Origin of the sequence: Rhodococcus sp. 14-2483-1-2, assembly GCF_002259405.1 — a bacterium.
Lineage (GTDB): Bacteria > Actinomycetota > Actinomycetes > Mycobacteriales > Mycobacteriaceae > Rhodococcoides.
The window spans coordinates 131322-144387 of sequence record NZ_NPFW01000004.1 but is presented as its reverse complement, the minus strand read 5'-3'; the positions used below and the strand labels follow the sequence as shown (position 1 = coordinate 144387).

9 protein-coding genes and 1 tRNA gene are annotated in these 13066 nt (G+C 65.8%); 1 reads left to right on the top strand and 9 read right to left on the bottom strand.

Annotated elements, in window-relative coordinates; genetic code table 11:
- Positions 1-61: 61 nt before the first annotated feature.
- Positions 62-1672 (top strand): VWA domain-containing protein, encoded by a 1611-nt coding sequence (locus CH295_RS03290; protein ID WP_252341888.1) that lies wholly within the window; start codon positions 62-64, stop codon positions 1670-1672.
- A gap of 1 nt (position 1673) precedes the next feature.
- Here CH295_RS03290 and CH295_RS03285 read toward each other — a convergent pair whose 3' ends face one another.
- From CH295_RS03285 to CH295_RS03245, 9 genes are all read right to left on the bottom strand, one after another.
- Positions 1674-2411, bottom strand: coding sequence for an energy-coupling factor transporter transmembrane component T family protein (locus CH295_RS03285; protein WP_094739775.1), 738 nt, complete (start codon positions 2409-2411; stop codon positions 1674-1676).
- On the bottom strand, positions 2408-4438 hold the full coding sequence (locus CH295_RS03280) for a DUF2232 domain-containing protein (protein WP_212556138.1): 2031 nt from the start codon (positions 4436-4438) through the stop codon (positions 2408-2410). The genes CH295_RS03285 and CH295_RS03280 overlap by 4 nt, the downstream gene beginning before the upstream one ends.
- Positions 4439-4461: 23 nt before the next feature.
- Positions 4462-5862: a DEAD/DEAH box helicase gene (locus CH295_RS03275; RefSeq protein ID WP_037191832.1), complete on the bottom strand. Its 1401-nt coding sequence runs from the start codon at positions 5860-5862 to the stop codon at positions 4462-4464.
- 244 nt (positions 5863-6106) lie between these two features.
- Entirely contained in the window at positions 6107-7450 is a 1344-nt protein-coding gene (locus CH295_RS03270; protein WP_252341887.1) for an HNH endonuclease, read from the bottom strand.
- Between the two features lie 103 nt (positions 7451-7553).
- Positions 7554-7629, bottom strand: a tRNA-Arg gene (locus CH295_RS03265).
- Positions 7630-7744: 115 nt separating this feature from the next.
- Entirely contained in the window at positions 7745-8371 is a 627-nt protein-coding gene (locus tag CH295_RS03260) for an isochorismatase family protein (protein WP_170945725.1), read from the bottom strand.
- A 151-nt stretch (positions 8372-8522) separates the two neighbouring features.
- Positions 8523-10931: an ABC transporter permease gene (locus CH295_RS03255; protein ID WP_170945724.1), complete on the bottom strand. Its 2409-nt coding sequence runs from the start codon at positions 10929-10931 to the stop codon at positions 8523-8525.
- Positions 10932-10990: 59 nt separating this feature from the next.
- Complete coding sequence (locus CH295_RS03250) at positions 10991-11701, bottom strand: ABC transporter ATP-binding protein (RefSeq protein ID WP_170945723.1); 711 nt, start codon at positions 11699-11701, stop codon at positions 10991-10993.
- A gap of 75 nt (positions 11702-11776) precedes the next feature.
- Positions 11777-12976 (bottom strand): PucR family transcriptional regulator, encoded by a 1200-nt coding sequence (locus CH295_RS03245; RefSeq protein ID WP_230592574.1) that lies wholly within the window; start codon positions 12974-12976, stop codon positions 11777-11779.
- Positions 12977-13066: the final 90 nt, after the last annotated feature.

Below are 13066 nucleotides of genomic sequence, written 5' to 3'. Positions count from 1 at the left end.
CGAGCAGGGGGTTGCATCGATGTCGGGACGTCACAGCGGTAGTAGTTCCAGGTTCGGCCGCGTGTGGACCTGGGCGGTTCTCGCTCTGACTGCGGTCATCGTCGTGGTCGGTGGATGGTTCGGAGTGCAGGCAGTGCGCGCGTCCGGTGCGGATTCCTGCGATTCCCTCGACACGGTGTCGCTCGCGGTGGACACCTCCATTGCCGAACCGGTCCAGCAGATTCTGGCGCAGGCCGGCGAGTTCGACCGCGGCTGCGTGAACTTCGAGGTTCGCCCCGAACGTCCAGCCGACACCGCCACCGAGATCGCGGGAACCGAAAATCGCCCGGACCTGTGGATACCGGATTCGACGCTGTGGCTGCTCAAGACGCTTCGCTCGACCGGTGCCCTGCCCGAGCTGGCCAAGACATCCGTCGCGAACACGTTGCCGGTGCTGGTATCGAAGTCCGACGCAGTGCCGGTGACCGATACCTGGCTCAGCGTGCTCCAGCTTCCCGGTCAACGCATCGGTGACCCCTTGACCAGTAGTGCCTCGAACGCCGCGATCCTCGGTGCGCTGGCCGAATCCGAGGTGGCCATTTCCGACGCCAAGGCCGTGTCCGCCGCTCTGGTCCCGATGGCGCAGGACTTCGGACGGATAGCGAACACTCCACACGACACTCCGGATCTGGTGGCCCTGGCGGCTGCCGAGGGTGGCACCAGCGTGGCCACCGAACAGGCATTGCTTGCGTACGAGGCCGACAACCCGGGATCGGGACTGACCGAGTCGGTTCCGCCGACCGGCAGCTATTTCCTCAACTACCCGCTGGCCGTGACCGCGCCTGCCGGCCCCGAATACGACCGCGTCAAGCAGGCCGGAGCGGCACTGGCCTCGGTTCTCGCCACCGCGTCGGCCGCCGACACCATGGTCGCAGCAGGCTTCCGAACATCGAGTGGCACACCACTTCCCGACGGCCGAGGCGTCGGGTCCGTGGCCTCGCTCGAGATCAAGAACCCGTTGTCGATCGAGACGACGCTGCGGGATTGGGCGGTGCTCGCGCTACCGCTGCGGACCCTCGTCGTCGAGGACGTGTCGGGTTCGATGGCCGCGAGATCGGGCGACTCCACGCGTATCGCGCTGACCGTGGACGCGTCTGTCGGTGCGAATTCGCTCTTCAGTGATCAGACACAGATGGGGTTGTGGGCGTTCTCGATCGGTCTCGGTGGTGGCAAGCAGGACTACCGCGAGTTGGTGCCGATGGGTAAGGCCGACGGTACATTCGGCGGAAAGTCGCAGCGCGACGCCATTCTCGATTCGATCCGAGGCCTTCCTGCTCTCGTCGGAGGCGGAACAGGGCTCTACGACACCACGTTGGCTGCGTTCCGGCGGGTGAAGGAGGGCTACGACCCCGATTACGTCAACAGCGTCATCATCCTGACCGACGGAGCCAACGAAGACGAGGGCAGTATCTCCCTCGACCAGCTGCTGGCGTCGCTGCAGAAGGAACAGGATCCGGTGCGACCCATCGTGATCATCACGGTCGGCGTCACCAGTGATGCAGATCCGGTTGCACTGCAGCAGATTTCGGCGGTCACCGGTGGAACGAGCTATGTCGCCGAGGATCCGCGAGACATCCCGGACGTGTTCGTCAAGGCCTTGAACTCGCGCACCGAACGTCTCGCGGGCGAGTAGCTCAGCTCCACAGGAAGCTGATCGCGATGGCCGCAGTGCACGCGAGCGTCACCACGGTCAGCGTCACCGCGTCGGAGGCCTTGAAACGCGCGTCGGTTGCGGTGATCATTCCGGTGCCCCCGCGGGCCGTGATGGCCCCACCCATCTCGTCGGCCCGTCGGATGGCAACCGACATCACCGTCGTGACGATGTCGACCAGGGAATTGTCCGACGCGCTGTTGACGACCGGTTTGGGGCGCAGGCGTCGGGCGGCATTGAGGGTGCGCATCTCCTCGATGAGCAGCGGAAGCGAGCGCAGGCTCAGGGCCACGGCGATCGCCCACTCGTCGACCGGCAATTTCAGCTTCTTCAGCGGTGTGCCCAGTTTGGAGACCGCAGGGGCGATGTCGCTCATCGACGTGGTCCAGCCGATCATCATCGATGCGCCGAGCAGGACGAAGATGAACAGCGTCGCGCGCAGATACACCAGCACTGCCGCGCCGCCGATCGGCAGATTGATGAGAGCTCCGACGCCGAACAATGCCCAGATCCACCACGGGGGACGCGGAATTGCGGTGATCGGGACATGCGCGATGATCGCGGCGATGATTAACAGTGCGAAAACGATTCCGAGCGCGGGCCACGTCGGTGCGACGACAAGAGTGATGCTCAGCAGTAGTACGACGACGAGTTTGGTGCCGGCCCACAGGCGATGGATCGGTGAGAATCGCGGGACCTGACGTAGTACGACGGTGGTCACGAGTGCACGCTCCCCAGGATCGAATCGGAGACGATGTGGCCGTCGGCCATCGTGATGGTGCGGCTGCAGACGGTGTCCATGCCATCCACGTCGTGGGAGATGACGACGATGGCGACGCCGCGATCGCGCAGTCCGGCGAGAACGCCGATGATGTCGTCGCGCCCGGGCGGGTCGAGCCCGGCCAGGGGTTCGTCGAGAACCAACATGCGAGGCCGACGCGCGATCAGCCCGGCGAGCACCACGCGTCGCATCTGCCCACCACTGAGTGAATCGATGTCGCGAGCGGCCAACGACCTGTCCAGGCCGACGGCGTCCATCGCGGCCGATACTGTGGCAGAGCCTGTTTCGGGACCGGCAGCGGCAGCGATGTCCTCGGAGACGGTGCGCCGCTGCAGCTGCAGGCGCGAGTGCTGGAATGCGAGCCCGACGTCGCCCACCCGTGCAGTCATCGCCTTGCCGCCGAGCTGGGCGGTGCCCTTGGTCGGGCCGGTGAGGCCGGCCATGATCCAGGCGAGAGTGGATTTGCCCGAACCGTTTCCACCGAGAACGAGTACACCCTCACCGCGTTTGACAGTGATGTCGATGCCGTTCAGTGCTACCTGCGCCCACGGTGTGCGCCGGTTGTACGTGTGCTCGACGCCGCTCAGTTCGAGGAGGCGTTCACTCGAATTGTCGTGCAGCGCAGCGGAATTCTCCGTTCGAGCCTGCATCCACGTGGAGTCGTGCTGCACCTGATAACCCTCGTGCAGATGCACGACGCGATCTGCGGCGACGGTTTCCGAGACATGGTGCGTGACGAGCACGACCGACATCCGGTGCCTGCGGGGCAGTTCGGCGAGGAGCGAGACCAGATGTTCGCGCCCTGAGGCGTCGATCATCGCGGTTGCCTCGTCGGCGATGAGAAGTGCAGGACGGCGAGCAAGTGCTGCGGCGACAGCGAGCCGCTGCATCTCGCCGCCGGACAGGGAGGAAGTGTCGCGCGCTCCCATGCCGCCGAGTCCGACCTCGTCGAGCAGGGCTTCGACGTCGGGGCGTGAATCGCCGGGCGGCAGTCCCCACACCACGTCGTCGGCGACGCGGGTGCCGAGGATCTGGCTTTCGGGACGCTGCAGCACCACCGCGGTGCCGCCGTATCGTCCGAGGCCGGTCGAGCCGGGCCTGTCCACTGTGCCCTCCGACGGTTCGAGGCCGGCGAGGATCCGCGTCAGTGTCGATTTACCGGAACCGTTGTGGCCGACGATCGCCACGAACTCACCTATGTCGATGCGGAGGTCGACGCCGGTCAGCGCGGACGTCGTGCTTTCCGGGTAGCGGAAACCGACTGCGGTGAGCGTGACCGGTAGTGGCCCGATCTCGTCGTCGGCGTTCGAGACCAGAGGCTCGGGGGTGGGGATGGTGGAGAGACGGTCGAGGATCGCGGTGAGGATGAGCCACGCGAACAGCGTTCCGGTGACGATGCCGAAGGCGATCGATCCTCCGACCCACCACCACCAGTTGTCGAGCACGGCGGTGCTGCTACTGCGGAGCACATCCGCGGCACCTTGCAGCGCCGACGTTCGCTCGAGCAATCGAGAAATGCCCTCCATCGTGTTGCGGAGCGTTTCGAGGAACAGCTCGCGCAACGGAACGAGGATGAGCAGCATCAGCACGGTCAACGCCCCGAGTGCCGGCCCGACGACCATCGAGGTGACGAGAACGCCGAACAGTCCTTGCTTCTTGCGCTTCGCCCGCCCGACCAGGCCGCCCAGTAGGGCGGCGCTGGCCACGGTGATGGCCGTCTGGGTTCCGGCCGCGACGAATCCGACGAGGGTGCCCGCGACCGCGGAGGTGACCAGTGCGCGAGTCCGATACCGGAGCGCGACCACCGACATGGGAATCGCCGCGACGACCTGAAGGATCGCCGCCATCGGTACCAGCACACCGATCACCGTCAGGGCAACGGTGAAGCTGCTCATGACGGCAGCGGTCGCCATTTCCTGCGGACCGAGGGGCCCTGACTTCGGCGTGTGGGAAGAGCTGACGGTCACCGCTCCAGTGTGCCAGCCTGAGATCAGCGGCTGCGCTGGCTCGTGGCAGGCCCTGCTGCACGACGGCTGTGGCCGCCGCCACCGCTGCGCGGCTGACCGCCACTGCGGGGCTGTCCTCCACTGCGCGGCTGTCCACCACTGCGGGGCTGTCCACCGGAGCGGGCCGGGCCGCCGCGTCGCGCGTTGTTGCTGTTACGAGGGTTCGCGGCGCGAACTTCCGGCTCGGCCTTCGGCGCGGGCTGGACGTAGCGAGCCTGCTCGCCGACGAGGTTCGCCACTGCGGGCGAGTCGGCGGTGACGCGGACCGGGGTGACCTTGATGTCGGCCTTGCGCAGCAGAACTGCGGTGTCCTTGCGCTGCTCGGGCAGGACGACGGTCACGACGTCTCCGGCGCTTCCCGCGCGTGCGGTGCGGCCGGAACGGTGCAGATACGCCTTGTGCTCGGCCGGCGGGTCGACGTGGACGACGAGCTGGACGTCGTCGACGTGGACGCCGCGAGCTGCGACGTCGGTGGCGACGAGAACACGGGCCTGGCCGGAGGAGAACGCGGCGAGGTTGCGGTCACGCGCGGCCTGCGAGAGGTTGCCGTGCAGGTCGACGGACGGGATTCCGGCGTCGGTGAGCTGCTTGGCGAGCTTGCGGGCCTGGTGCTTGGTGCGCATGAACAGGATGCGTCGTCCGGTGCCCGATGCGAGCTGGTGGACGAGCTTCTTCTTGGCTTCGACGCCGTCGACCTCGAAGACGCTGTGCGTCATGGCCTCGACGTGCGAGGTGGCCTCGTCGACGGAGTGCGTGATCTGGTTGTGCAGGAAGCGCTTGACCAGCTTGTCGACGCCGTTGTCCAGGGTCGCGGAGAACAGCATGCGCTGGCCCTTGTCCGGAGTGGCGGCGAGGATGCGGGTGACGACGGGCAGGAACCCGAGGTCGGCCATGTGGTCTGCCTCGTCGAGGACGGTGATCTGAACGCCGTCGAGGGTGAGGTGGCGCTGCTTCATCAGGTCTTCGAGGCGACCGGGGCAGGCGACGACGATGTCGACTCCACCCTTGAGCGCGGAGACCTGGCGGACCTGAGACACACCGCCGAAGATGGTGGTGACCTTCAGCGAGTATGCGGAAGCAAGCGGCTCGATCGCGACGGCGATCTGGGTGGCGAGCTCACGCGTCGGCGCGAGGATCAGGCCGCGCGGGCGGCCGGGCTTGCGGTTGCCGGGAAGCTGGCCTGCGAGGCGAGCGACCATCGGGATGGCGAATGCGAGTGTCTTACCGCTGCCGGTCTTTCCGCGTCCGAGTACGTCGCGTCCCTGCAGTGTGTCGGGGAGGGTGTCGGCCTGGATGGGGAATGCCTCGGTCTTGCCCTGGCTCGCGAGTACATCCGCGATGGCCTGGGGTACGCCGAGTGCAGAAAAAGTCTGTGGGGTCGTCATAGTGATGAAAAGTGCCTTTCGGGCAGGGTGTTGCACCTGCGGACCTTCGGGCCGAGATGCAAGGTGGCGAGACTGCCGGTGGGCAGTTTCGATCGCCGTAAGAGAAGCCTGTGCAGGGTGCACATGGACTGCGCGGCCGGAGCCGGGCGGAAGTAAAAGCATTCCACGACGTCTGACGTGCAGCTACGCGCGTCGTTACCGAGTGTAACCGAGTTGGTGCTCGGTCTCTTCCCGCGGCGACCTGTCACGCGGCATCGTCGTCGAAGAGACCGGTGATGATCACGTTCTCGATCCGCGAGTTGTACAGCTCCACCACCGGCATCGGCGGCGCACTCGAGTCATAGGTGTGCCCGGTTGGTGAGATGAGTGTGTATCGGTGTCGAGCGCCCCATTTGTCGCGTCTCGCCTCGGCCGTCCAGCCGTCGCCCTCTTTCGCGTAATTGCATGCGGCACAAAGGCCTGCGCCGTTCTCGGCACTTGTTCTGCCGCCCGCGGAGTGGGGTCTGATGTGATCGTGGTGACGGATCGGTGCGTCGCACCACGGGGTTCGGCAGGTGCGGTCGCGGAGATCGATGAGGCGTCCCAGCGCGGTCGGGAATGCGCGTGATGTGGACTCGACCGCCGTCAACGCACCGGACGTCGGGTGCGCATAGAGGCGGCGCAATGCGACGTGCGTCTCACTGTCGAGTGTGTCTCGGATGAGTTGCCGGGCGACGTCGGACGGAATGTCGCCGTAGCCGTGCATGTATGCGGACGTGTCACCGCCGGCGAGGAGGGCGGAATCCGCGATGACGACGTCGACGGTCACCGGTGGGCCCTGTGCTGCGGATGCGCCGGTGATGCGCTCGAATACGAGGTCGGCCATGATCTGGTCGCGGGTGCGTGTGTCACCGCCGGAGTTGATGATGGTGTCGGCGTCACGTCGCAGTGTCGCCCACATGCAGACCATCTTCTCCATCGAGGTGAGGACCGTGAAGAAGCCCATCGACTCAGGTGCAGGACGGGTGCTGGTGCGACGGGCAGCGTAGGCCTTGGCGCGTCGTTTCACCTGGGAGGCGGCGTCGAGTTCGTTGGCGAGTGCGCGGGCACGGCCTTCGATGGTGCGGTCGCCGGCACCGGCCAGTGTGGCGGGGTCTGCGCACAGTCGTTCGTCTATGGTGCGGCGATCGTCGACGGTGAGACATGCGGTTTCGCGAGCGAGGATCATCGCGCGCCACTCGTTGAGTTCGCCTGCTTTCAGGCGCGCGAGAGTGTGCGGCATTTCGTGCACTAGCGCGCGAGCGAGACCGAGGTGAGTACCGCCTCGGTTCGGTGATTCGCGCCGAGCCAGACCGATTTGTGACGCAATACCGTTGCGCCACTGTGCTTTCGGTTTGCCGCGCTCTTTGCGTTCGTTGCTGATGGCTGTTGCGACGGCGTCGGTCACCACGGCTTGCGTTGCCACGCTGGCGCACTTGACGGTCTCGAGGGCAGAGATCAAATCGATGCCGGCTGCTGCGTCGACAACGACATCGGACGACTGAAGACGCGCGACGAAACGCAACACTTCATCGGACGTCAGCGGTGAATCTTGTACGGCTGTGACCACGAGTTCCTCCCCAGTACTCGAATGCATGTTCGATAGTACGGGTGATTTCTTGGCAGCGCAATAGTGCGGCAATTGGGGGAGCGTGGAGCACGGAGTCGACTCGTGGTGCCCTCGGCAGGATTCGAACCTGCGACCTACCCTTTAGGAGAGGGTTGCTCTATCCCCTGAGCTACGAAGGCTGGTGATCGTTCTGCTGATCCGAAGCCATTGTCCAGCAACGGCTTTCGATTCATCGAACAATCGGTTGCGGATGGGTTCGCTGCCACGGTGCACAGCCGGCCCACATCGCGCTCGCTAGTCTAGCGGCCCACCGTGTCGATCGTGAAGCAGGTTGCCGCTGATCGTCACCGCGCCGGTCAGTGACGTGATCAGGTTCAGGGCAGTGCGGTGCTGGTGAGCGGTGTAGTCGGCAGTCGATTCGATGCCGACGAAGCACTGGATATCGCGGGCGAAAGCGTCGAACGTCGTCGCGAGAATTCCCGCCGAGGCGAACACTCCCACGATGATGAGCTGGTCACGGCCGCGTCGGCGCAGTTCGACCTCCAGATCGGTGGCGTAGAAGGCGCTGTAGCTGCGTTTCGCAATCGGAACGAAGTCCGGCTCGGAAATCGCAACCTCCTCGGCGGACGGACCCAAGCCCCACATCGGTCCCAGCAGTCCACGCTGCTCGATGGCACTCGCTGCCCGCGGACCACTCGCCAAGATCGGTAGCCCCACGGCCCGGGCGCGCGACACCAATGTCGACGCCTCCGCAGCAACCCGCGAACGCACCGAGTTGTGCAGCACGTTCAGGTAGTACGGCTGCATGTCGTGGACCAGTACGGCGGCGCGCTCGGGCTGCACCTCCCACTCGGGACCACCCACGCAGTCGCGCAGACTTTCGACCGCGTACTCCTCGACTTCGACGCTGAATGTGGCCACATCGGCCATCCTCGTACAAACGCGCGCGCATTTGCCGAACGCGCGCAGAGTCGCCGACCTATCGCTGTCTATTCCGCTCGCACCTGACGAACGCGCGCGCGTTTGCGGATCCCGAGGCCCCGACAGATCCCGAGGCCCCGATCCGCACCACCTAATCCGCCGCGATGGCGTCGACGATGTTCAGTCGAGAGGCATGCACAGCAGGTGGAGCCGAACCCAGCAGCGACAGGCCGAGAGCCACGAGTCCGTACAGCAGCACCGACCAGCTCGCGGTGTAGGCGACCGGAATTCCGATGCTTGCTCCGAGGATCAGGGTGCTCAGGTATTGCAGACCTGCACCGATGATCAGGCCGAGGACACCACCGACAATGCCGACCGATAGCGCCTCCGCCAACACCATTCGGGCAAGAGTTCCCCGTCCGCCGCCCATGGCGCGCAGTACGCCGAGTTCGCGGCGACGCTCGAGTACCGACAGCGTCAACGTGTTGAGCAACGCAACGGCAGCGACGAGCGCGACGATCCACTGCAACGCGATGGCCAGTGCACCGGACTGTCGGATGGCCGCGCTCGTGCCCTCGAGAGCGGCAGCGCCGGTGTAGACGAAGGCCTCGGGGGGCAGCGTAGCGCGCAGTGAATCCTCCACGGCCGCAACGTCTCCGTCGACGCCGATCTCCAGGTAGGTGGCTCCGGGCCGGTCGTACCAACGCTGCATCGAATCCAACGAGATCGCCATCGTGCCGCCGGCGGCGTTGATGTAGTCGACCAGATCCAGCACTCGCACGTTCTGCACGCCGGTCGGCGTCGGGAGGTCGATGTAGTCGCCCACCGTGACACCCAACGTTCTGCCGAACCCCTGCGACAGCACCACCCCGTCACCGGCGAGCACCTGGGAACGCACATCGTCGCTGAGCGACGCGAGCGTGACCGCATTGCTACCGTCGGCGACGCCCTGGATGGATACCGTCTCGCCGTCGATCGTGGCATAAGCCCACTGCCCCTCGACGACGCGAGAGACCCCCGGCGTCGCCCGGACAGCGTCATCGACTGAGGCGGGAACGATCGGGCCCGACGGTATGGCGTCGGGCGAGGTCATCGACACGTACAGGTCGGTATCGGCCAACGACGACAACGATTCCGCTGCCGAGTCGGTCATGTTGGTCAGCGAACCCGACACTCCCACACTGACTCCCACCGCGATCACGATCGTCATCACGGTAGCCCAGATGCGGCGAGGGGCGCGTTCGATGGTGGCGGTCGCGAGGCGTCCCGCTCCACCCCAGCGGCGGGGGACCGCTGCGGTGATCGACACGATCGGTCCGGTCGCGCCGACACACAGTGCGACGACGCCGAACATGAACAGTGCACCGGCCCCGAGGGTCAACTGCCCGTCGACGTTGACGGCGAACAGAAAGGATCCGGCCACGGCGAGCACGCCGAACACGGTCGCAGCCAGGGTGAATCGCAGACCGGGGCCACCCGAGGTTTCCCCGCCGCCGACGGCGAGTGCTTCGATCGGCGAGATGCGATACACCTGCACGGCGGCGACGGCCGAGGCCCCGACGCAGGCCAGCACGCATGCGACGATCGCCACCGGAATCGCGAAGCCGGGCAGCACGTATTCGATCCTTGCATCGAACGCCTGCGAGAGGAACGGCGGCAGACTTTCGATCGCGATGCGGCCCATCGCGATTCCCAGCGGAACTCCGACGGCACCGCCCACGAGACCGACCAGAACGGACTCGAACAGCAGGTCTCGGACGATATCGCCGCGGCGGCCACCGACTGCCCGGAGCAACGAGATGGTGGGTCGACGCTTCGCGATGGCCATGTTCATGACGTTGAAGACGAGGAACGCCGCGACGACGAACGCGATGAGCGAGACCATCAGTGTCGCATTGCGAGTCAGGCTCATGGCCTGGTTCGCGCGGTCGGCCCGGAAGTCCGGATTCATCACCGACACCCGGCCCGCCAATGCGGTGTCCAGGTCGGCGCGCGGAGTGTCGCCGCTGCCGAGGACGAAGATCGAATCGAGCTGACCCGCGCGGTCGGTGAGCGTCTGAGCCGTCGGGATGAGCGCGACGGCGAACATGCCCCCACCGATGCGCTGCGTTCCAGGGCCGTCGACCACGCCGACCACCGCCGTCGGAACATCGTCGATGGTGACGGTGTCGCCCTGTGTCAGACCCGTTGCGGCTCCGACCAATACACCGGCCGGATCGGTGAGCAACCCTGCCGCGTTGCCGACTGCGCCTTCCAGATCGGATTGCAGTGCCGTGATGGATGAGTCGACACCGAGGATCGTCAGGTCTCCGACGTCTGACCGAACGGTGCTGCGCAGCAATGGAACCGCTGTCTCGACGCCGGGAACAGCACGGACGGCGTCGAGTTCGCTCTGATCGAAGCCCGAGTCGGTCACACCGACGATCTCGTAGTTCGCGTTACCGGCGATCGACACGGCGAGACGCTCGACGGATCCGGTCAAGGATCCGTACGTGCCGAGGACGGCGATGAGCAACCCGGCCGCGACGGCGACGACGCCGGCCGAGACCAACGAACGCACCCAGTGCATACGGAGGTCGCGAAGGCTGATGACTCGAAATCTGCTGAGCGCGGTGCCTATCACCGATCGAGGCCCGCGGTCGGGGTGTCGGTCTCGACGCGACCGTCGATCATGCTGACGATGCGATCGGTCGACCGTGCCGCCTCGAGGTCGTGGGTCGCCATCACCACTGCTCGACGCCCGTCGCTGGCGTGCGCCACGTCGGCGAGGATCTCGAGGACGTTGTGGGAGGTCTTCGAGTCGAGATTGCCGGTCGGTTCGTCGGCGATCAGCAGCGCCGGATCCATCATCAACGCCCGGGCGATCGCGATGCGCTGAATCTGACCGCCGGACAACTGTGCCGGACGGTGCTCGGATCGGTTCGAGAGTCCGACCATGTCGAGCAGACGCATCGCGTCGGACTTGGCCTTCTTGATGGGGGTGCCGTCGAGCAGCTTGGGCACGGCGACGTTCTCCCACGCGGACATCGTCGGCAGCAGGTTGAAGAACTGGAAGACGAACCCCACCTGGTGGCGTCGAAAATCGGATTGGGCGTTGTCGTCGAGGGTGGTGACCTCGACGTCGTCGAACCGAATGGAACCCGACGTCGGCGTGTCGAGTGCGCCGAGCATGTGCAGCAGCGTCGACTTACCCGCACCGGACGGCGCGACGAGCGAAACGAACTGGCCACCCTCGATCGTGAGATCGATACCGTCCAACGCGCGTACCGGTTGCTCGCCGGTGGGGTACTCCTTGACCACACCGGCCAGCACGAGCTTCAACTTCGTCATGCAACGATCCCCTGCTCCTCGAATACTTCCGACGCTACCTGCCGTCGGGTCGAGAAACCGGTCGGAGTTCTCAGATCACGCTGCGCCGCGCGAGGATTCGAGCCGTCGGGCCACCAGGGCGGCCTGCAGGTGTCGAATCCCTGAGGGACGGGTCGGGTCGAACCCGGTCAGTTGGGCGATCCGCTTGAGTCGGTAATCGACGGTGTTGGTGTGCAGATGGAGCTGGCGAGCGGACCGCTGACGGTTCAGATCGTGCGAGATGTGGATCTCGAGGGTCTCGAGCAGCTCTGGTGACGAGTCGAGCGGCTCGAGGATCTGGGTCAGGTGGCGTCGACCGGGGCCCGGACGCGTCAGCTGGTATTCCAGCACCAGGTCGTCCATGCGGTACAGGCCGGACGGGCGGTGCAGTTGATGGGCCAGGGACAGCAGTTCGTGAACCTGATCGGCTGCAGTGGGGATGTCCGCGGTGGCGGCTTGCTCGGCAGTGACGGTGACGGGGACCTCGGCAGCGGTCCCGATGCGATGCACCAGAGCCTCGACCCACTCGTCGTCGTGGACACCAGGAATGAGGACGGTGCCACCCTCGGTGCTCAGCAGAGACAGGGGAGTGCGGCCGCAGATCGTGGCCAGTTCGGCCTGTACGCGACGCAGCTTTCTGCGGGCGGCGACGGTCTTCTGGATGTTGGGGTCGTTCTCGTCGGGGTGCGGCGGCACCGAGATGGCGAGCACGAGGTAACTGTCGGCGAGTTCGATGCCGGACTGACGGGCCATCGAGACCGCGTTGTGTCCGCTGAGCAGCGAGGTCACCAGGGTGTGTGCTGCCGTGTGGTGCTCGCTGGCGACCGCCTGGAGCTCCTCGACGTAGCTCTTGCTGGCGGCGATGGACACCTTCTCCGACAGCAGCACGAACATCCGGGCGGCCTCGATCAGTTGAGCGGCATCACCCTCGCCTGCCCTCTTGGACACCAGATTCCAGCCGATCTGGATGCCCTCGTGGTAGACGCTGAGCACGGACTCGAGGGGCACACCCTCGCGGGCCCACTGGCTGGCCTTGGCGCGGAGTTCGGCCAGGTCGGACTCGGCCGGAGCACGCCGTTCGTCGAGCATCTGCACGGCAATACTGATGCACTTGACGGTGAATTCGGTGACGTCGCCGTGGAGCTGTTCGCCCGGCAACGACCCGCAGGGGGTGTTGGCGGCGAAGTGCCCCACGAGGAGCCGAGCGACTGCGCGGAAGTCGCGAAGAGGAGCCGACGCAGGCTGACCCGCGACCATGATTCCGAGGCTAGTCGAGTTGTGAACGGTCACAGATCAACCCTTCGTGTTGAATTCTTCAGGTCATCGGAGAGCAAACTTACCGGCGCG

Excerpts from the sequence above, each read along its gene's own strand:
- CH295_RS03275 (WP_037191832.1), bottom strand. The coding sequence starts at position 5,862 with ATGACGACCCCACAGACTTTTTCTGCACTCGGCGTACCCCAGGCCATC.
- CH295_RS03250 (WP_170945723.1), bottom strand. The coding sequence starts at position 11,701 with ATGACGAAGTTGAAGCTCGTGCTGGCCGGTGTGGTCAAGGAGTACCCC.
- CH295_RS03245 (WP_230592574.1), bottom strand. The coding sequence starts at position 12,976 with ATGGTCGCGGGTCAGCCTGCGTCGGCTCCTCTTCGCGACTTCCGCGCA.